The organism is Flavobacterium sp. WC2416 (assembly GCF_041200095.1).
GTDB lineage: Bacteria > Bacteroidota > Bacteroidia > Flavobacteriales > Flavobacteriaceae > Flavobacterium.
Window position 1 is genome coordinate 1272461 of record NZ_CP165626.1, and the last position, 22530, is coordinate 1294990.

The window sequence follows — 22530 nt, forward strand, 5'->3', positions numbered from 1 at the left end:
CATTCGGTGATTTTTTATAAAAAAGTGGATTAAATTGGGTCTTAAAAATATCGTGTTTTTTGGATTTATTTCCATTTAATATAAAGATATTTTTAGTTTTCTCGTTTGTTTAATAATTTAAATTGCTATTAATTGTGATTTTTAAGTTGTAAATTTAAGTAGAAATTAAAAAAGCAATGTCATGAAAAGTATAGTTCCGGTTTCAGAGATTATGACCAGAAACATAATTAAATTGAATCTTTCTGACGAATTGACTAAAGCAGAAGATTTATTTAAAAAGCATAAAATTAGACATATTCCAGTAGTGAGTGATGGTAAAATTATTGGGATGCTAAGTTATACTGATTTGCTGAGAGTCTCTTATGCAGATGTTGTTGAAAAGGAAGCAGATGAAGTAGAGTCAATCGTTTTTAATATGTTTTCAATTCGGCAAGTAATGACCAAAGAAATTGTGATTATTAGCCCAGAGACCACAATAAAAGAAACAGCTGAAATTCTATCCAAAAATGAATTTCACGCACTGCCAGTTTGTGAGAATGGTGTTTTAATGGGGATTGTAACTACAACGGATTTAATTAAATATTTTGTGGAGCAATATGAATAGATGAATAGTTTTAAAGTTATAAAGAGGGAGCTTTTTATTTTATTTCGTTTGTTCTAATTTACTGTTGTAAATTTAATTTTGGTACCATTTTTTTTTATATTTGTTTTTCAATACTTTATAATAGCTGCTAGGGAATATTATTAAATACTACACTTCACATTCATAAACTAATGTATTTTCAAAAATAGCAGGCTATTTCTGTGTTTTTCATCATAAACTAAAAGTTATTAGTATTTCTAGACTAATAATATACTATAACCAACCAATCTGATCATGATAAGAAGTATCTTTTTTGTACTGCTTTTAAGTTTCGTTTTAATACAAAGTTCTTGTAATTCTTCAGCTACGGATAATCGTAAAATAACTATTGGTTTTTCTCAAAGTATAGATCATGATATTTGGAGAAAAACAATGGATCATAGTATGCAAGTAGAAGCCTCGCTTCATCCAGAAGTTAACTTGACTATTTACAATGCCAATCGTAGTGCAAAAAAGCAAATTCATGATATTGAAAGATTTATTGCTGATAAAGTGGATGTTATTATTGTTTCTCCTTTTGAATCAGACTCAATTGTCCCTGTAATAGAGAAAGCCAGAGAAAAAGGCATTCCAGTAATTATGGTGGATAGAAAGGCAAATACTCCAAATTATACCGCATTTTTAGGAGCAGATAATATTGAAGTTGGGCGATTAGCGGGTAAGCATATTGCTTCCATTTCCAACGGACATGCTACTGTGGTTGAAATTGATGCAGATTTAAAAACATCTCCTGGGCTTGAAAGAAGTATAGGATTTCAACAAATTGTTAAGCAATTTCCTGGAATTAAAGTTATTATTACTGACTCTAATGACTTTGGGCATCCTAAATCAACTTTTGGTAAATTATTAGACAGTTTGCCAAATATAGATTATGTCTATTCTTTTAATGATTTGATTGCTTATAATGCATGGAAGATAGCCAAGTTAAAGGGTTTAGAAAATAAAATAAAATTTATTGGGGTCGATGGACTTAATGGACCATTTGGAGGGATTCAGCTTGTTCAGGACGAAATACTGGAATCTACCATTTTATACCCCACAGGAGGGAGCGAAGCTATCAAATTGGCAATGAAAATAGCGAATCAAGAGAGTGTACCCAAAAATAATAAACTCAATACCATATTGATAAATTCTCTTAATGCAGATATTATGAGTAATCAATATGATAAAATATCAAAGCAACAACTTGATATTGAGGAACAACAAAGTGTTATCAAAAAACAAGTAGAGAAATATTCAAATCAAAGTAACCTTTTAAAGCTTTTATTTTTTCTATTTATCTTGGCATTAGGTTTAGCTTTTTTTAGTATTTATTCCCGTATAACAATAAGTCGTAAAAAGATTGAATTAGAAGAGAGAAATAAAAAAATTAAAAGTCAAAGAAATGAAATTAGAAAATACTCGGAAGAAATAAAACAAAGTAATGAAGCACGTTTGAATTTTTTTATGGGTTTGTCTCATGAATTTAAAACGCCTCTGACTCTAATTTTGAGTTCGGTCGAATCTTTGAGTACTGAATTAAAAACTAAGGGGAGTTCAGTAAATAAAGAGATTAATTTGATGTATAATAATTCCAGAAGGCTACTCCGTTTAATTAATCAGCTATTGGATTATAGAAAAGTGGAAGATAAAAAATTTGTACTAAGGGCTTCAAATACTAATTTATTGGATTTTTCAAATAGTATTATTGTCGATTTTACAAGAGAAGCTAAGAAGCGTAATATCGACTTCTCCTTGGTGTCAAATAATCCTGAACTTGAAGTTTATATTGATCGCAATTTAATGGATAAAGTCTATTTTAATTTACTGTCGAATGCATTTAAATTTACACCTGAAAATGGTAAAATCGCAATAAAAATACGAGAAGATAAAGCTAATAATGTAGTAAAAATATCTTTTAAAGATTCGGGAATAGGAATCCCAGAAAACGAATTAAATCAAGTTTTTAATGCCTTTTACCAAGGGTCGAATAATTATAGAAATAGCTCAGGGGTTGGGTTGCATTTGTCAAAAAGTTTTATTGATTTGCATAAGGGAACTATAGAGATTATTTCTAAAAATGGGACTGAATTTATAATAACATTACAATTAGGAAAAGCACATCTTGACGAAAAGAATATTCTAAAGAATCTGGTTTTAGACATCATTAATCAAACGGATTATTTGGATGAGGAGGTAATTCAAAGTTCAGGTACCAAAACTAATGAGGATAAATATTCTGTTTTGTATATTGAAGATAATAAGGATTTATCTGATTTTATTTCAGATAAATTGTCTGTACAGTATAACGTATACACCTCTAATGGATTTGATGCTATTGAGCAATCGTTGGAAATAATACCGGATGTTATTATTTGTGATTTAAACTTACCTGGAAAAAACGGTTTTGAAATATGTCAAATTTTAAAGAAAGATCTTAGAACTTCACATATTCCAGTTTTGATACTGACCGCCTCAGACGATCCAGATTCTTATTTAAGGGCATTAGAGAGTGGTGCTGATGTGTTCTTAACAAAACCTTTTGATTTAAAAGTGTTGTCTCAATCTATAAAAGGGTTGCTTTTTAATAGAGAGAAACTTCGATTTTATTATACAAATAATATTTTAAATATTGAGGATGGTGATTTTGGTGTTTCTGAACAAGATTTTGTAAGAAAGTTAAATGATCTTATTGAAAAAAACTTGGATAATTCTGCTTACACTGTTGAAGATCTTGCACGAAGTTTAACTATTTCTAGGGTACAATTGTATCGAAAAGTGAAAGCTATATTAGGAATAAGTGTAAGTGACTATATAAATAATATGCGATTAGATAAATCAAAGGAGCTACTGAAAAAGTCAGAATTAAACATTTCAGAAATTGCCTATGCAGTGGGTTTCTCTTCACCAAATTATTTTTCAACTTCCTTTAAAAATAAATTTGGAGTTACACCTAAAGAATACAAAAGTAAAAAGTAGATTATTATCGATGGAACCATTTTCTTCCTAACAAAAATAGCGTAACATAATTGTACTTTATGTAACATAATGGCAACTACAACGAAGTAGTTGCTTTTTTATTTTGTATATAATGTGTTGATAATTAGAGTTTTTGAGTTGTTTTTTATGATTTTGTAAAGCATTATATGAAATCACACTATTCTTGATATAAAAGCTGATTTTTTAAAAATATCTTGGTAATTGAATTTAAGATCTAAACATAATTATTTTTTTGTTTCAATTTAAATTACAGCTGCGAAAGATCTTGGAAGTTTTTAATTTCTTTTTGATCGTTTCCTTTTTCTCATAGAAATATTTAATCGAAGAGTATTAATGTCTTTTTTATGCACTTAATCATTCTCGTAAACCATCAAAATATGAAAATAGGTTTTAAGTTTTTATGTCTTCCACTTTGTTTTGCATTGATTTATAATTGCAGTAGTGATAATAAACCAGGAATTGAAATTCCGGTTGCCGAAACAACTGCGCTAGCTTGTCAGACGACTGTTGAATCGGCAAATCAGTATACCACTTTTTATAAACCAACTACTGGTTGGGTAGGAGATCCTATGCCATTTTATGAAAACGGAAAATTCCATATTTTCTATTTGTATGATGCCAGAAACACCTTGCCTAAGTTTCATCCTTGGTATAAAGTAACTACAACTGATTTTTCTTCATTTGCAGACAATAGCGAAATGATTGCCACAGGAACTGCGAATCAGCAGGATGGTGCATTGGGTACAGGATCCGTTTTTAAAAGGAATGGTGTTTATTACGCTTTCTATACAGGTCATAACGGAAATCTTGATCCCAAAGAAAAAATTATGCTTGCAACGTCTACGGATTTAAAAAATTGGACCAAAGATCCTTCTTTTTTATTGCAGGCTTCTTGGGGATATGATCGCAATGAATTTAGAGACCCAATCGTCATAGAAGATAAAAGTACAGGAACTTATAAAATGTTGATTGCAACACGTTCTGAGGTTGGTTTAGTTACTAATAGTACTGTGCCATGGCGAGCAGTAATCGCTCAATACAGTTCTGTGAATTTGAGAGATTGGACTTTGGAAAAGCCATTTTATGAGGATATAACTACCTTTATTACTGAATGTCCTGATGTGTTCACGATGGGTGATTATCAGTATTTGATTTACTCAAATATTGATGATCGAATGGTACACTATAAATACCGTTTACTGACAGCTAATACTTGGATTTCTCCTATAAATAATAAGTTAGATGGGATTGCCTTTTATGCTGGAAAAACAGTTACAGATGGTACCAATCGATATATAACAGGATGGTGTCCTACGAAAAATAAAGATATTGATTCTAATAATTTTGATTGGGCTGGATCTCTTGTAACGCATCGAATTGTTCAGCATCCAAATGGAACATTAGGTATTGCGATACCTAATGGTGTAGATAACAAGTTTATTATTAATAGAGCTTTAAATTCGAAAATAAGTTTTGGAGCTACAAAGCAAGGAGATGCCTATACATTGAAGGGTAATGCTTCTGAAACAGCATTTTCAGTGTTTGACAGAGAAACTGGAGCATTTAAAATTAAAACACATATAAAAGCGACATCATCCACTCAATTTGGTTTTGAATTTGGAGCCTGTGGGACACGAAATGAAGTATTTGCCATTGTATTCGATTTAGCCAAAAATCAATTAAGATTAGATAAGGTTATAAAAAATGCGTCCTCCATAAATGTAACGCAGCTTCCGCTAACTGTGTTGGCAAGTAAAGAGTTTGATGTTACAATCATTTCTGAAAATTCGGTATGTGTGATATACATTAATGACGAAATCGCTTTTACAAACCGTATCTATAAAATGAATCAGAATCCGTGGGCTATTTTTTCGGATAATGGTGAAGTCACTTTTTCAGACTTAAAAATTTTTAAATAAAGGAGTATAGAAAAGGGTGACTTTAGTCTTTTTAATCTTTTTTATAACGCTTGTTTTTAAAGGATCAGTAATTAAAATTAATTCTGTTTATTTTTTACTTTCTTACCTGCGAAATCTTAAAATCAAAACCATCAAAATCTAATTTTGATGGTTTTTTTTTATGGCTTTATTTCAATGCAATAATTCTGCTGCTTTCCACGCTGGATGTAACTATTCGGAATCTGGGTTCGAGTGCCTTTTGTATAATAAAACGGAGCAGAAGATATATTGGGATTTTTTTAATACAAGTTGTCTTATTCTTGTTGGAATTCCTGTACTCTGGTATAAAAACGTCACTGAATCTTGAGCTCACATTGCATTTCATCTGTTTGATTTTTCTTGAAAAGCTTTTGAATACTTCAAAATATAGAATAGCTTAATAAATTCATTTTTTTATCGATTATTTTTAAACTTCCTGTAAAAATAAATTTAAAATTTTATTAATCGAATAAAATTCGTCATGCGACTTTTTTTATTCCTGAATATCTATTTTTTTTAGAAAAATACGTGTAACATGATTGTAACACGTGTAACATAATCGAACTACAACGAAGTAGTTATTTTAGCGATTTTAATTTTAACTATTTGATAATAAGCACTTTGTTGTTTATTCGTTATTGTGAAACGGTATTAAATGAAATTGTAACATCCTCAAAATAAAGGCAGAATTTATACGGATATCTTAGCAATCTAATTTAATATTTTTTGATAATGAAAAAAATAGTTGTTTGGGCATTGATTGCTTCTTTAGCAGGATTCCTATTTGGTTTTGATACCGTTGTTATTTCTGGAGCTGATAAAAAGCTTCAAGTTCTTTGGAATTCCTCGGATGCATTTCACGGAACAGTTGTTATGGGAATGGCCTTATGGGGAACCGTTCTTGGAGCAATATTTGGTGGGATTCCTACTAATAAGATAGGGAGAAAAAATACTTTATTATGGATAGGTGTTTTATTCTTGTTTTCTGCTATTGGGTCTGCTTTTGCAAATAATCCTTTTGTTTTTGCTGCTTTTCGATTTGTTGGTGGTCTTGGTGTTGGGGCATCAACCATTGCGGCACCAGCATATATATCAGAAATTGCTCCCGCAAAAGATAGAGGTAAGTTGGTTGCTTTTTATCAATTCAATATTGTTTTAGGAATTCTTATGGCTTTTTTATCAAATTATCTTTTAAATGATGTGGGTGAAAATTCATGGAGATGGATGATGGGAGTACAAGCAATTCCATCTGTCATTTATGTTTTGTTAATTATTTCGATTCCTAAAAGTCCAAGATGGTTATTATCTAAATTTAAGAATGAGGAGGCAAGAAAAGTTTTACAGTTAATGGGACAAGAAGCGGATTATGAAAAAATAAAAGAAGAGATAGATAAAGATAATAAAGATGCTTCTAAAGTTAATGATACTATCTTTTTAAAGAAATACAGAACCCCGTTGGTATTGGCTTTTTTAATGGCTTTTTTCAATCAATTATCGGGGATTAATGCTTTTTTATATTATTCGAGCAGAATATTTCAAGAAGCGGGTCTTGGAGAAAGCACTGCTTTGTTAAGTAGTATTGGAATAGGTGTAGTGAATTTAATTTTCACACTGCTTGGAGTTTTCTTAATCGACAAATTAGGTCGTAAAATATTAATGTACATTGGTTCTGTAGGCTACATTATATCACTTTCACTAGTTGCAATGGCTTTCTTTTTTCACTGGGAAGGAATGGCTGTTCCTATTTTCTTATTTCTATTTATTGCTGCTCATGCTATAGGGCAAGGGGCCGTAATCTGGGTTTTTATTTCAGAAATTTTCCCAAACCATTTAAGGGCATCAGGACAATCCTTTGGGAGTACTACACACTGGGTTTTAGCAGCTATCATTCCATCATTAATTCCATATCTATTTTCTACAGTAGGACCTGGAGCAGTATTTCTATTTTTTGCAGTGATGATGGTTTTTCAACTCTTGTTTGTTGCTTTTATGATGCCGGAAACAAAAGGAATTTCTTTGGAAGAATTGAGTAAAAAATTAATTAAATAATAGTTATGAAGACAATAATAAAAAAAGAATTTTTGAAACTCTTATGTATGATTTTAGGTACAGTAGTCTTAGTAGGATGTAAGCAATCTTTACTTAATGAAAAGAAGGACTATTCAGAGGCAGAATTATACAGGCCAAATTTCCATTTTACTCCCAAAAAAGGGTGGATGAATGACCCAAATGGGATGTTTTATTATAATGGATATTACCACCTTTTTTATCAATATTATCCTGATTCAAATGTATGGGGACCGATGCATTGGGGACATGCAATAAGTACTGATCTTATCTCATGGACTGAAAAACCTATTGCACTTTATCCAGATGAAAAAGGGTATATTTTTTCAGGAAGCGCCGTAGTTGATGTCAAAAATACATCAGGATTTGGGAGCTTAAAAAATCCTCCTATGGTCGCTATGTTTACTTATCATGATGCAATTAAAGAAAAAGCTGGAGAGATTAATTTTCAGTCACAAGGTATTGCGTATTCCTTAAATGAAGGGTTGACCTGGACGAAATATGAGGCTAATCCAATCATTAAAAACCCAAATATCAAAGACTTTAGAGACCCTAAAATGACTTGGGATGCAATTCATCAACAGTGGATTATGATACTTGCAGGAGGAGATAAAACAATGCTTTACGGTTCTAAAAACTTGAAAGACTGGTCACTGCTTTCCAATTTTGGAAAAGAGATTGGTGCTCACGGAGGGGTATGGGAATGTCCAGATTTCTTTCCCATGCTGATTGATGGAACTGATGATTACAAATGGGTTATGTTGTCAAGTATTAATCCTGGAGGTCCTAATGGTGGTTCAGCTACACAATATTTTGTAGGTGATTTTGATGGAAAAACATTCACTATAGATACATCTTTTGCAAAAGATGTTAAAGAACAAAAAGGCCTTTGGATTGACTACGGAAGAGACAATTATGCGGGTGTTACTTGGTCAAATATTTCTGAGGTAGATGGCCGTAAAATATTTATTGGATGGATGTCAAATTGGGATTATGCTCAAAAAGTACCTACGGAAACATGGAGAAGTAGCATGACAATTCCGAGAGAATTGGTACTTATAAAAGAGGATGGGCACTTTATTGTTTCGTCTAAACCTGTAAAAGAATTACAAAATTACATCGCTAAAACGATTAAAAAAGAATCTCTTAAAATAGATAAAGAAACGGTTTTAATCGATAAAGGTTTAGTCAATTTATCTAAACTAGATATTCGATTTTCATTAAAGAATCTTAAAAAGGATGTTTACAGCTTTTCGTTGTCTAATGATGCTAACAATTCAATTCAATTTGGAATCAATAAAAAGGAAAATTACTTTTTTATAGATAGATCAAAATCCAGTAAAATTACTTTTTCTGATGTTTTCGCAAACAAGATTTCAAAAGCTCCTTTTACTGGTGATTTTGATAAAATGGATATAAGAATAATCGTCGATAAAACCTCAATTGAAATTTTTTATAATAATGGAAAGACAGTAATGACAGAAATATTTTTTCCTGATAAACCAATGGAATTTTTCTCAGCTTCTAAAGCTAATACGGAGTATACCATTGAAAACGTAATTATTAATCAACTAAATTTTAACTAAACCAACTTAATTATGAAACACAAAATTATTCTTTACCTAATCCTAATGGGATCCTTTTTTTCTTTATCGGCCCAAAATATTGGAATCAAAGGAGTGGTAACTTCTTCGGAAGATGGGATGTCTCTACCTGGTGCATCAGTACTGGTTTCTGGAACAAAAATAGGAACCTCTACAGATCTTGACGGCCAGTTTTCGATTAACAATGTAGACAAAAATGCAACTTTGGTATTTAGCTATACTGGTTATGCAACACAAACTATTAAGCTTAATGGACAAACTTCTTTAAAAATTTCAATGAAAGCAGAATCCTTGAAATTAGATGATGTTGTTGTAACTGGGTATTCTAGAGAGAAAAAAGCCGATTTAACGGGTGCAGTTACTGTAGTAGAATTGAAACCTATTACTGGGCAAACCATGAGTTCTGGAAATGCTATGCAAGCTTTGCAAGGAAGGGTAGCTGGTTTGACTATAGAGAAATCAGGAGATCCAAGCGGAGCAAATAGTAGAATATTAATTAGAGGGGTAAGTACACTTGGTAATACAGATCCATTGTATGTTATCGATGGTGTTCCTACAACAAGACCTGAGGTTTTTGCTAGTTTGAGCCCAAGTGCTATTGCATCTATTCAAGTCTTAAAAGATGCATCGGCTTCCTCTATTTATGGATCTAGAGCTGCGAATGGGGTAATCATTGTTACAACTAAAAATGCTGCAAAAGGTGGCGTGACTAAAGTATCATATAGTACAAATGTTTCTGTTCTTTCTGAGAAAAAACAACGATATAAAATGCTTAATGCTTTGGATAGAGGAAAAGTATTATGGCAAGCATCTGTTAATGATGGAGCAAGTCCGTCAGGTGGATATGGTGAAATCTATAATTTTGATTGGAATAATGATTTTAATAATCCAATATTGAATAGTGTAAGTGTAAAGCCTTATGTAGGTGGCGATACTAATGTTCCTGTTGGTGATACAGATTGGCAAGATACTGTATACAAAACAGGATTGCTTATTAATAATGATTTATCTGTATCTGGAGGATCTGAAAAAGCAAATGCAGTATTAAACATGGGGTATTTAGATAATTCAGGTATGCTAAAATATACTAATTATGAGCGATATTCTGCAAGACTTAATGCCAATTTCAAGTTATTCAATGACAAAGTGAGATTTGGTGTTAATTCTCAATTTACACAGTCAAATGAAAGAGCTGCTGCAAATGATGTTGGAAACGCTCCAACACCAGGTTTAGCAATAACTCTTGCACCAACTATTCCAGTTTATACTGCGTCTGGTGATTATGCTGGCCCATTGGGGTCTGGTTATTCAGATAGAAATAACCCATTATTAATGCAATATCTGAACAGATGGGATAATAGCAAAAAAATTGCTTTATATGGTAATGTTTTTACAGAAATTGATATTTTAAAAGGGCTAACCTTCAGAAATAGTATTGGAATGGATTTTAATGATTTCAGTAGAAAAGACATTGAGCCAATAGTTAGAAATGGATTTGTTAATAGAGGTAATAATAGTTTAACCTTTGATACCAATAAATATTCTAGTTTAACGATTTCAAATACTTTAAATTATAATCTTACTGTTTCTGAGCATAAATTCGGAATCCTGATAGGAACTGAATCGACTAAAACAGATTTGAATACGTTGTATGCCCGTGCAGAGGGATTTGCAGTTGAATCAGAATCTTATTTTACACTATCTGCGGCTACAGGAGCGAGAACAAACAATGGAATTTCAACCGGTAGCAGACTACTTTCTCAGTTTGGAAAATTTAATTATTCTTTTTCTGACCGATATTTAGCTTCATTCACTATTCGTAGAGATGGTTCATCAAGATTTGGTCAAGACAATAGATATGGTATTTTTCCAGCTGTTACTGCAGGTTGGAGGATAAATAATGAAGAATTTCTTAAAAATGTGAAAGCAGTTTCAAACTTGAAGCTACGTGCTGGTTACGGAGAAGTTGGTAATCAATCCATTGGTGATAATGCTCGTTTTGGACTATATGAAGCTAGATACGGACCGAATCAAAATGTATATTATCCAGATTTTTTCAATATTTATTATAATGTAGGAACTGCTTATGATTTAAATGGAACCAATACTGGAAATTTGCCTTCAGGCTTTGTATCTATACAAGCTGCGAATTCAGGATTAAAATGGGAAACTACCAAAGAGGTTAACGTAGGTTTGGATTTTGGTTTTTTTGAAAACAAATTATCAGGTTCTTTTGATTATTTCTCAAGAAAAACAGAAGGAATCTTGATTAGACCACCAGTTGCATCTGCTGTTGGAGAAGGGCAACAACGTTTTGTAAATGGTGCTTCGACAGCAAATAAAGGTTGGGAACTTACAGTAGGATATGCTGATAAATTAGAAAATGGATTATATTTTAATGTTACCACAAATTTTGGTGCAACCAAGAATAAAATCACGGATTTGCCTGAAGAGGTAAGAGCAGCTTATCCAGGAACTGCAGCTAATTCGATAATTGGACATTCACAATTCGAAGTTTTTGGATATAAAACAGAGGGCTTATTCCAAAATCAAGCTGAAATTGATGCGCATGCTACTCAAGTAGGTTCTCGATTAGGGGGTATTAAATTTGTTGATATCAATGGGGATAATGTGATAAATTCAGATGACAGAACTTTTATTGGTTCAACACTTCCAAGATTAGAATATGGTATTAATATTAGTTTAGCGTATAAAAATGTTGATTTTTCTATTTTTGGTTCTGGTGTAGCTGGAAGAGTTGGAGTTGATCCATATATCTATTGGAATAATTTTGTTCAAGGGAGAGACAATGCTGCCCCTGGAACATTGAATGCTTGGACGCCAACAAATACAAATACTGAGGTGCCTTCTCTTTCATTAGCACACAATGACTCACAAATGTCAGATTATATCTTAAGAAATAATTCTTATTTCAAACTAAGAAACATGCAAATTGGATATTCATTTTCAGATAAGCTAGTTGAAAAATCGGGATTCATTACTAGTTGCAGAGTATATGCACAAGGAGAAAATTTATTTTGGTTTACGCCAAAAGGATATATTGGTTCCGATCCAGAGCGAACAGATGTTAATAGAATACCAGTACCAACTACATTTTCATTAGGTGTAAACTTTAATTTTTAATTAATTATCATGAAGAAATATAATAATATAGTTATCAGTTGCTTGTCAATTTTGTTTTTGGCATCATGTAGCTCCGATTTTTTAGATTATGAACCAACAGGAGTGCTATCTTCTGTGAATGTGGCAACTGCTGCAAATGCGGACGCTCTTGTTACCGCAGCTTATGCAGCAATTGGGAATGATGAAATGGTTGGGCCAATAACAAACCAATGGGTTTATGGAAGTGTACGATCTGATGATGCCTACAAAGGTGGAGGTGGTCGTGGTGATGTTGATGTGATAGATACATACGAACAATACAATACAACAATCGCTGATTATGGTGACTGGATGTTGCCTAGAACTTGGACAAATCATTATAAAGCAATCTCTAGAGCAAACTTTGCTTTGTCTGTAATCAATGAAATTCCTGATGCAGATTATCCGTTAAAGAAAGTAAGACAAGCAGAATTGCGTTTTTTAAGAGCACATTCTCATTTTATGCTAAAGTTATTGTTTAATAAAGTTCCGTATATCACAGAAGAACTTTCTCAGGAAGATATATTAAAAACGTCAAATGATTTAACAAGCGATGCTTTGTGGGATAAAATTGCTGAAGATTTCAAATTTGCATTCGATAATTTACCACAAAGTCAAGATCAAGTAGGTAGAGCTGATAAAAATGCCGCTGCCGCTTATCTTGCAAAATTAAGTCTATATCAAGCCTATAAGCAAAATGATGCGCATCAAGTTACAAGTATAGATGCAGCAAAATTACAAGAAGTAATAGATTATGCGGATAAAGTTACTGGTGCTTTAGAGCCAGATTATGGAAATAATTTTTTGGATGGTCATGACAATGGTTCTGAATCGATTTGGGCTGTTCAGTTTTCTATTAATGATGGAACAAATACTGGAAGAGTAAGTTTTGTTACAGGCTTAAATTCTCCTCATGGAACACCTCTTTACGGCTGTTGTGGTTTTCATATGGCTAGCCAAAATATGGTGAATGCTTTTAAAACAGATGCAAATGGCTTACCATTATTAGATACTTTCAATAATTCAGATGTTTTTAATACAATTACGAATGGTAGTGCTCCTCTTGCTGCTGGTGTTACACTTGATCCAAGAATTGACCATACAGTAGGAGTTCCAGGAAGACCATTTAAATATAAAAACACTTTAAAAACTTCTGGAGATATGGTTTATAATTTTAGTTGGGCTAGAGATCCAGGTGTTTATGGGTATTTTGGAAATATGAAAGAACAACAATCTCCAGATTGTTCTTGTTATGTGAAAAACGGACCATTTATAGGTACTTCTAAAAATGTTGATTTTATTAGATATGCAGATGTTTTATTGTTCAAAGCGGAGGCATTAATTCAATTAAATAGATATACAGAAGCGTTGCCTTTAATCAATCAAATTAGAGCTAGAGCAGGTGCGAGTGAGTCTATGCCATTAGTAGCAGGAGCTTCAAATGTTTATAAAGTGCAGCAGTATTCTTCTTTTCCTTCGAAAGACTATGCTATGAAGGCACTTATGTTTGAAAGACGTTTGGAATTTGGTATGGAAGGTCCACGATTTTTTGATTTAGTAAGATGGGGTATAGCTGAGCCTGTTTTAAATGCGTACCTTAATGTAGAGAAAACGAAAAGAGATTTTCTTACTAATGCTAAGTTTACAGCAGGTAGAGATGAGTATTATCCAATACCTCAAAGAGAGATAGATTTTACAGCAGGGTTGTACAAACAAAACCCTGGTTATTAAGGAGTAAATTTGTTTGGTGGTTTTTTAATTCTGTTAAAGGCAAGATTTATTCTTGCCTTTAACTTTTAACTGTTTTATTGAATAAGTTATTTTTGTGCTTGTTCTTAATTTTTAATTAGTTTTTATTATGAATGCAAAATACACTTTAAGTGCAGTATGTTTTGGAGAAGTCCTATGGGATATTTTTCCAACACATAAAAAAATTGGAGGAGCTCCTTTAAATGTGGCTTTACGGATGAACTCTTTAGGGGTTGAAACGACTATGATAAGCCGAGTAGGTGAGGATGAAAATGGGGAAGATATTTTATCTTTTTTAAATGCTCAAGAAGTTACTACTGACTTAATTCAAGTCACTAAGGAATATAAAACGGGTGCCGTTCATGTAATGATAAATGAAAAGGGAAATGCTTCTTATGATATATTATACCCCTCTGCTTGGGATAAAATTGTAGAAACAGAAGTAATGGATAAAGTGATTTCTGAAGCAGATGTATTTGTGTTTGGGAGTTTAGCTTCTAGAGATGAAGTTTCTCGTGAAACTTTGAATTCCCTATTGGACAAGGCAAAGTATAAGGTTTTTGATGCAAATTTAAGATCGCCTTACTATACAGCAGAGGTGTTAAATGAGCTGATGCAAAAAGCTGATTTTATTAAGTTGAATGATGAAGAGTTACGTGAAATAAGTAGAGAGTTGGGTTCTCCATATAACTCATTTGAACAAAACATAAAATTCATTGCTGAGAAAACAAATTCAAAACAAGTTTGTGTAACTAAGGGGGAATTTGGAGCGGTTTTATATTATAATGATAAATTTTATTATAATAGCGGTTATTTTGTAAAAGTAGTAGATACCGTTGGTGCGGGGGATTCTTTTTTAGCGTCTCTTCTTATACGATTACTTAGAGGGAAATCGCCACAAAAAGCATTAAATTATGCCTGCGCAGTGGGAGCATTAGTGGCAGGACAAGAGGGCGCTAATCCTAAGATTAGTGAAAAGGATATTAAAAAATTCATGATGATTTAATACAATACTACTCATGAAAGTTAAATAAAAAAGTCCCAATTAAGGGACTTTTTTGATTTTATAGAGTGGTCAATTTCTTTAAATCGGCAATAGTTGCTGTTGGGTTTTCTGCTTTAAAAACATAGCTTCCCGCTACAAGAACATCAGCTCCTGCTTCAACTAATTGTTTTGCATTTTTATTGGTAACTCCACCGTCAATTTCAATAATGGTGTTGGCTCCTTTTCTCGTGATTAATTCTTTTAATTTTTTTACTTTAGCATAGGTGTTTTCTATAAATGACTGTCCGCCAAAACCTGGATTTACACTCATGATGCAAACTAAATCAATATCATTGATTACATCTTCTAATAAATCAACGTTAGTATGTGGGTTTAAGGCTACTCCAGCTTTCATACCTTCGGCTTTTATGGCTTGAAGGGTTCTGTGCAGGTGAGTACATGCTTCGTAGTGTACACTAAGGATATTTGCTCCTAAGTCTGCAAAGGTTTTAATGTAGCGATCAGGATCAACAATCATCAAGTGTACGTCGATTGTTTTCTTAGCATGTTTGTTGATTGCTTCTAAAACGGGCATTCCGTAAGAGATGTTGGGTACAAAAACTCCATCCATAATATCAATATGAAACCAATCTGCTTCACTGTTGTTAATCATTTCAATGTCACGTTGCAGGTTAGCAAAGTCGGCCGCTAATACTGATGGAGCAATAAGTGTATTTTTCATTGTTTTGTTGTTTAATCTGAATTTATTTCAGATTCTTAAGTTGTTGTTTGTGCAAAATTAGTTTATTTAAAACAAACGGGAAAGTTTTTTTATAAAAGGTACAACTCGCGAGTTACCCATGTTTTGCGTAAGGGATTGAAGTGGAAATCCTTTTTATTTTTTTTTAATAAAAAGATTGAAACATAAAGCCCGACCCGAAGTTTTTACGAAGGGTTACGCCAGAAAAGAGAAAAAAGAGGAAAGAAAAAAGAGGAACGAGGATCTGGAATTAAGATAGAAGAGAATCTGAAATGAATTCAGATTAAAAAAATAAAACTCCGGTAATCAGCCGGAGTTTCAATCATCAATCAAAAAACGAACAGTCAATCAAACTGTTGTTCATTTTGAATTAAAAAATTTAAGTTTTAAAGATTTTAATTGGGGAATATTGTGAATTAACCTAAGTAGGTTTTTAATATTTTACTTCTTGAAGTGTGTTTCAATCTTCGGATTGCTTTTTCCTTGATTTGACGAACACGCTCACGAGTTAGGTCAAAAGTTTCACCTATTTCCTCAAGAGTCATTGGGTGTTGATCACCAAGACCAAAGTACAAACGAACCACATCAGCCTCTCTAGGAGTCAATGTTTCTAATGAACGCTCGATTTCGGTACGTAATGATTCGTGGATTAATTCTCTGTCTGGATTAGGAGATTCACCAGAACGTAAAACGTCATAAAGGTTAGAATCTTCTCCTTCTACAAGCGGCGCATCCATTGATAAGTGACGTCCAGAGTTTTTCATTGACTCTTTTACGTCATTTACGGTCATGTCCAATTCTTTTGCAATTTCCTCAGCAGATGGTGGACGCTCGTTAGATTGCTCTAATAAAGCGTACATTTTGTTGATTTTATTGATAGAACCAATTTTATTTAATGGTAAACGAACGATACGGGATTGTTCAGCCAATGCTTGAAGTATCGATTGACGAATCCACCATACGGCATACGAAATGAATTTGAAACCACGTGTTTCATCAAAACGTTGTGCTGCTTTTATAAGACCAAGATTTCCTTCGTTAATTAAATCGGGAAGCGTTAATCCTTGGTTTTGATATTGTTTTGCTACCGAAACTACGAAACGTAAGTTGGCTTTTGTTAATTTCTCTAGTGCTTTTTGATCACCAGCTTTAATCTTTTGAGCTAATTCTACTTCTTCGTCAGCGGTAATAAGATCAACTTTTCCAATTTCTTGTAAATATTTGTCTAATGATGCAGTTTCACGATTCGTTACCTGCTTGGTAATTTTTAGTTGTCTCATGTTTTTGTCTCCTCAAGTTTTAAGTGTACAAGTGATTATACGTACGAAGTTGTGAAAAAGTTACAAAAGGGATGAAATAAATATTTATTTTATTTTTTAGACCATTTAATTTGGGCATTCCCTGCGGTCGGGCTGTCCGCACTCGCTTTTTTATTCCATTTCATTGCATAAAAAGAGCTCAAACAAACGCTGCCATCCCTAATGCAAAACAAAAATCCCGTTTCAAATTCATGAAACGGGATTTCCTATAAATAAACCTTTAGTAAACTAAGATCTGATTACTCTTTTCTTTCCTCACGTGGAGGTCTTGGTAAAAGTGCTTTTCTTGACACTTTTTCTTTTCTAGTTTTTGGATCCATACCTAAGTATTTCACTTCAAAAACATCACCCATGTTCACTACATCAGAAACATTTTCTGTGCGTTCCCAAGCCAATTCAGATACATGTAATAAAACTTCGTTTCCTGGAGCTGATGTATACTCTACAACTGCACCAAAATCTAGCATTTTGATTACTTTTACCTCGTAAGACTCATTCATTTGAGGCTTGAAAGTGATTGATTTAATTTTAGCCAATACTGCTTCAATTCCAGCAGGATCAGTTCCTAAAATTTCAATAACTCCTTCTTCAGTAGTTGGATCTTCATTGATAACAATTGTAGTTCCTGTAGTTTTTTGTAATTCTTGAATCACTTTTCCACCAGGTCCGATCAATGCTCCAATGAAAGCATTAGGGATTCTTCTTGTAATGATTTTTGGAGCATATGCTTTAACATCTGCTTTTGGCTCAGCTAAAGTTTCGATTAATTTACCAAGAATATGTAAACGTCCATCACGAGCTTGAGCTAGTGCTGCTTCCATAATCTCGTATTTCAATCCGTCAATCTTGATGTCCATTTGACAAGCAGTAATACCTACAGAAGTTCCTGTTACTTTAAAGTCCATATCTCCTAAGTGATCTTCATCACCAAGAATATCAGACAATACAGCATAACGATCTCCGTCAGTAATCAATCCCATTGCAATTCCAGAAACGGGACGAATCATTTGAATACCAGCATCCATTAATGATAATGTTCCAGCACAAACAGTTGCCATAGAAGAAGAACCATTCGATTCTAATACTTCAGATACAACACGAATTGTATAAGGACAATCAGCAGGAATCATGTTTTTTAATGCTCTTTGAGCCAAGTTTCCGTGACCTACTTCTCTTCTTGAAGTTCCTCTTAAAGGACGAGCTTCACCAGTGGAGAAAGGAGGGAAGTTATAATGTAGGTAGAATTTCTCTTCACCTTGTTCTGATGGAGAATCAATTTGGTTTGCTTCTCTAGATGTTCCTAAAGTTGCTGTTGCCAAAGCTTGAGTCTCTCCACGAGTAAACAATGCAGATCCGTGTACAGATGGTAAGTAATCTACTTCACACCAGATTGGTCTGATTTCTGTAGTTTTTCTTCCGTCTAAACGGGTTCCTAAATCTAAAGTTACGTTACGAACTGCTTCTTTGTTTGTTTTCTTGAAGTATTTAGAAACTAAATCTCCATCAGCCGCCAATTCTTCTTCAGTAAATAATGCTTTAACTTCTTCTTTTACTTCGTCAAATGCAGTTGTACGTTCTTGTTTAGAAGAACCTTTGCTTGCAATAGCGTAAATTTTATCGTAAGATGCCGCTTTTACTTTAGCGTAAATTGCTTCATCTTCTCTTTCTCCTTCATACGTTCTAGTCTCTTTTTTTCCAAAAGCAGCTTGTAAACGCAATTGAGCAGAGATTTGATTTTTGATATGTTCGTGAGCAAATTTAATTGCTTCAAGCATTTCTGCTTCTGAAATTTCTTTCATTTCACCTTCTACCATTGCGATAGAATCCATAGAAGCTCCAATCATCATGTCAATATCTGATAATGCTAATTGTGCGCGAGATGGGTTGATGATGAATTTTCCGTCGATACGACCAACTCTAGCTTCAGAAATTAATGTTTCAAAAGGAATATCAGACAAAGCTAATGCTGCTGATGCTGCTAAACCTGCTAGTGCATCTGGCATAATGTCTTCATCGTAAGACATTAATTGAATCATTACTTGCACTTCTGCATGATAGTCATCTGGGAAAAGTGGACGTAAAACACGGTCTACTAAACGCATGGTTAACACTTCGCTATCACTTGGTCTTGCTTCTCTTTTGAAGAAACCTCCAGGGAAACGTCCTGCTGCAGCAAATTTTTCACGATAATCTACCGTAAGTGGTAAAAAGTCGATGCCTGGACTTGCTTTTCTTGAAGATACTACTGTTCCTAAAATAACAGTTTTACCTATTCTTACTACTACAGATCCGTCAGCTTGTTTAGCTAAACGACCTGTCTCGATTGTGATGTTTCTGCCATCACCTAAATCGATACTTTCTACAAATAATTGTGGAATCATAAATTTAATTTATTAGTTAAACATGGGTTCTAGTTGTGTTGTAGTTGTTGTTTGCGTAGTTAATGCCTAAAACCCAATGAAAAACCAAACTTTTTTATTCTTGTGTAAAAACAAAAAGAGGCACTTACGCACCTCTTTTTTATATTGATTATTTTCTGATACCCAATACTTTGATAATCTCACGATATCTGTTGATTTCTTTCTTTTTCAAGTAATCTAACAATGATCTTCTTTTACCTACTAGCAATACTAATGAACGCTCTGTGTTATAATCATGACGATTTTTTTTCAAGTGCTCAGTTAAGTGGCTAATTCTGAAAGTGAATAAAGCGATTTGTGCTTCAGCTTTTCCAGTGTTTGTTTTTTCTCCGTGTTGTGCGAAGATTTCTTCTTTAATCTCTTTAGTTAAATACATTCCAATATTTGTTTAATGATTTTTATGTATGTCATACAGCTATTGTAAGACGGGTGCAAAAGTAATTAATAATTATCAATTAATAATTATGAATTGTAAATTATTTTAAATCTTAATACAATTTTGCAACCTCCTCATTTACAAACTCCAAAAATCGTTCGTCCGCTTCTGTAAAAGGGTCAATCACATGACTGTCAATGTCTATTTGCCCAATGTTTTGCCCATTTGCAAATAAAGGAACAACAATTTCTGATTTTACAGTAAAGCTACAAGCAATATAGTTGTCTTGAGCGGCAACATCTGGCACAACAAAATTATCGTTTGAAACTGCTACTTGCCCACAAATTCCTTTTCCAAATGGGATAACGGTATGATCTGTTTCTGCTCCTACATAAGGACCTAGATGTAATGTTTTTGTATCGTGGTTTGCAAAATAAAAGCCTACCCAATTATAGTATTCTATGCTGGAATTTAAAAGTTGGCAAATGGTCAATAATTTTTCGTCTCTTGTAAGTGAATTGTTTGATGTTATTGCTGTTACTTTTGGTTTCAATTCTTGAAATGTCATTTTGTTCAATTTTTATACAAAAGTATTTAAAGTCCTTAATCTTATTTATATTAAATTTGTTAAAAATTGCATTTTGAGAAAATATATTGTTTTGTATAAGCCTTTTTTGCTTTTTTTGGCAAAGTTTTTTTTAACCTACATAATATTAGCTTTTGTTTATCAAATGTTCTTAAATGGTTTTGAGAGCAATCAAACAGATTCAATTACAAAATTAGTCGCCCAAAACACAGAACAATTATTGAAACTGTTTCATGCTGATGTGGTACTTGAAGAAAATAAAACAGATGATTACATCAAATTGATTTACAATCAAAAATATGTTGCCAGATTGATTGAGGGGTGCAATGCGATTAGTGTTATTATTTTATTTATTTCGTTTGTAGTTTCTTTTTCAGGAAAATTAAAACCTACAGTTTTATATATTATCGGAGGAAGTTTAGGTATTTATGTTTTAAATGTGATGCGAATTGCATTGTTGTGTGTTCTGATTTATTTTTTTCCTACACAAGAATCTATTTTACACGGTGTGTTTTTTCCGTTGTTTATTTATGGAGTCGTTTTTATTTTATGGGTAATTTGGGTTAATAAATTTTCATTATATGCTAAAAATTCTACTAACACATAAACTTAGACTTGTTGCGGCAGCACTGTTAGTGCTATTACTTATTTTAGTTCGCGCCTTTGAAGACCGTTTATTCTATGATCCTTTCTTAAATTATTTTAAAAGTGATTTTAATAATTTACCGCTACCTATTTATAGTCCATATCGTTTGTTTATAGGTTATTTATTTCGATATGGACTTAATACTATCATTTCGTTAGGGTTGCTTTATGTATTATTTAAAGATGTTGAGATAATTAAATTCGCTGCTATTTTGTATCTGCTTTTTTTTATGATTTTAATCGCTTCTTTTTATATGGTGATTAATTTTTATGGAGTGAATAATAATCTTTTTCTTTTTTATATTAGGAGGTTTTTAATTCAGCCTATTTTTGTCCTATTGTTTATTCCTGCTTTTTATTTCCAAAAGGTTAATAAATGATTTATTTTCATTATCTTTAATTGAATATTAAATCATTAATAATCAATAATTTAGAGTCATGAAAATAGTAAAACACTCTGGAGATATTGTTGATTTTGAGCCAGAAAAACTAAAGGTTTCATTGTTGAAATCTGGTGCTAGTCCTGTTATTGTTGAAGATATTTTGAATAAAATTAAAAATGAACTTTACGAAGGAATTTCAACCAAACATATTTATAAAAGAGCTTTTCTTTTATTAAAAAAAGAGGCTAATTCACATGCAGCCAGATATAACCTAAGAGCAGCACTTCAGTTGTTAGGTCCTGCTGGTTTTTTCTTCGAGAAATATATAGCTCGACTTTTTGATGCCGAAAAATATACAACTACCACAAATCTGGTTTTGCAAGGAAAGTGTGTTTCACATGAAATAGATGTTTTAGTAAAGAAAGATAATGCTATTGCAATGATAGAATGTAAGTTTCATTCTAGTAGAGAAGCTGCCTCAGATGTTAAAGTACCATTATATGTGCTTTCAAGATTTAATGATTTGAAAGATAGAAACCATATGATTTTTTCCAAAAAAGATACGGTATCAAAATGTTGGATTTCAACGAACAACCGATTCACCTCAGATGCAATAGCTTTTGCTAAATGTTCTGGAATGAATTTATTGAGTTGGGATTATCCTAAAAATAATAGTTTGAAAACAAAAAACGATAATGACTGTCTTTATCCAGTCACTTGTTTAACCACTTTGTCACTTGCTGAAAAAGATAAATTATTATTTCTGGATGTGATTTTAGCCAAGGAATTGATAAATAATTCAGATGCTTTAGAAAAAATTAGTTTGAGTTCCAATAGGATTAAAAATGTTTTGAAAGAAGTTAGGGAATTGTGTAAATGTGTATAAAATAACTATTTGATTAATTGTTCATTATA

16 protein-coding genes are annotated in these 22530 nt (G+C 32.6%); 11 read left to right on the forward strand and 5 right to left on the reverse strand.

Annotation, left to right across the window (positions count from 1 at the left end):
- The first annotated feature begins 181 nt into the window (after window positions 1-181).
- The 8 genes from AB3G39_RS05310 to AB3G39_RS05345 all read left to right on the forward strand — a co-directional run bounded on the left by AB3G39_RS05310 (window position 182) and on the right by AB3G39_RS05345 (window position 15147).
- Window positions 182-604 carry a CBS domain-containing protein gene (locus AB3G39_RS05310; RefSeq protein WP_367771926.1) on the forward strand — a complete coding sequence of 141 codons (423 nt, stop codon included), beginning with the start codon at window positions 182-184 and terminating at the stop codon, window positions 602-604.
- 273 nt (window positions 605-877) lie between these two features.
- Complete coding sequence (locus AB3G39_RS05315; protein WP_369769732.1) at window positions 878-3601, forward strand: substrate-binding domain-containing protein; 2724 nt, start codon at window positions 878-880, stop codon at window positions 3599-3601.
- A gap of 398 nt (window positions 3602-3999) precedes the next feature.
- Window positions 4000-5541, forward strand: coding sequence for a glycoside hydrolase domain-containing protein (locus AB3G39_RS05320; protein ID WP_369766181.1), 1542 nt, complete (start codon window positions 4000-4002; stop codon window positions 5539-5541).
- A gap of 750 nt (window positions 5542-6291) precedes the next feature.
- On the forward strand, window positions 6292-7608 hold the full coding sequence (locus AB3G39_RS05325; protein WP_369766182.1) for a sugar porter family MFS transporter: 1317 nt from the start codon (window positions 6292-6294) through the stop codon (window positions 7606-7608).
- Window positions 7609-7613: 5 nt separating this feature from the next.
- A complete protein-coding gene (locus AB3G39_RS05330) occupies window positions 7614-9212 on the forward strand; it encodes a glycoside hydrolase family 32 protein (RefSeq protein WP_369766183.1) in 1599 nt (532 codons plus the stop codon).
- 12 nt (window positions 9213-9224) lie between these two features.
- Window positions 9225-12374, forward strand: coding sequence for a SusC/RagA family TonB-linked outer membrane protein (locus AB3G39_RS05335; protein ID WP_369766184.1), 3150 nt, complete (start codon window positions 9225-9227; stop codon window positions 12372-12374).
- Window positions 12375-12383: 9 nt separating this feature from the next.
- Window positions 12384-14123, forward strand: coding sequence for a RagB/SusD family nutrient uptake outer membrane protein (locus AB3G39_RS05340; RefSeq protein WP_369766185.1), 1740 nt, complete (start codon window positions 12384-12386; stop codon window positions 14121-14123).
- 127 nt (window positions 14124-14250) lie between these two features.
- Window positions 14251-15147, forward strand: coding sequence for a carbohydrate kinase family protein (locus AB3G39_RS05345; RefSeq protein WP_369752505.1), 897 nt, complete (start codon window positions 14251-14253; stop codon window positions 15145-15147).
- A gap of 58 nt (window positions 15148-15205) precedes the next feature.
- Here the strand turns inward: AB3G39_RS05345 and rpe are convergent, their stop codons facing one another.
- The 5 genes from rpe to AB3G39_RS05370 form a co-directional block, all read right to left on the reverse strand.
- Window positions 15206-15868, reverse strand: a complete 663-nt coding sequence (gene rpe, locus AB3G39_RS05350; protein WP_369766186.1) for a ribulose-phosphate 3-epimerase — start codon at window positions 15866-15868, stop codon at window positions 15206-15208.
- 434 nt (window positions 15869-16302) lie between these two features.
- Complete coding sequence (locus AB3G39_RS05355) at window positions 16303-17166, reverse strand: RNA polymerase sigma factor RpoD/SigA (RefSeq protein ID WP_007137700.1); 864 nt, start codon at window positions 17164-17166, stop codon at window positions 16303-16305.
- A gap of 278 nt (window positions 17167-17444) precedes the next feature.
- Window positions 17445-19586 (reverse strand): polyribonucleotide nucleotidyltransferase, encoded by a 2142-nt coding sequence (locus AB3G39_RS05360; RefSeq protein ID WP_369766187.1) that lies wholly within the window; start codon window positions 19584-19586, stop codon window positions 17445-17447.
- A 148-nt stretch (window positions 19587-19734) separates the two neighbouring features.
- Window positions 19735-20001 (reverse strand): 30S ribosomal protein S15, encoded by a 267-nt coding sequence (gene rpsO / locus AB3G39_RS05365; protein ID WP_367755033.1) that lies wholly within the window; start codon window positions 19999-20001, stop codon window positions 19735-19737.
- Between the two features lie 112 nt (window positions 20002-20113).
- A complete protein-coding gene (locus tag AB3G39_RS05370; RefSeq protein WP_367755031.1) occupies window positions 20114-20569 on the reverse strand; it encodes a GAF domain-containing protein in 456 nt (151 codons plus the stop codon).
- 73 nt (window positions 20570-20642) lie between these two features.
- Here AB3G39_RS05370 and xrtF point away from each other — a divergent pair, with 73 nt between their 5' ends.
- From xrtF to AB3G39_RS05385, 3 genes are read left to right on the forward strand one after another with little or no spacing between them, the layout of a single operon-like run.
- The gene (gene xrtF / locus AB3G39_RS05375) at window positions 20643-21194 is read left to right on the forward strand and encodes an exosortase family protein XrtF (RefSeq protein WP_369766188.1); all 552 of its coding nucleotides are present in this window, start codon (window positions 20643-20645) and stop codon (window positions 21192-21194) included.
- The gene (locus tag AB3G39_RS05380; RefSeq protein WP_369766189.1) at window positions 21169-21612 is read left to right on the forward strand and encodes an exosortase F system-associated protein; all 444 of its coding nucleotides are present in this window, start codon (window positions 21169-21171) and stop codon (window positions 21610-21612) included. The genes xrtF and AB3G39_RS05380 overlap by 26 nt, the downstream gene beginning before the upstream one ends.
- Window positions 21613-21670: 58 nt before the next feature.
- Window positions 21671-22501: a restriction endonuclease gene (locus AB3G39_RS05385; RefSeq protein WP_369752501.1), complete on the forward strand. Its 831-nt coding sequence runs from the start codon at window positions 21671-21673 to the stop codon at window positions 22499-22501.
- Window positions 22502-22530: the final 29 nt, after the last annotated feature.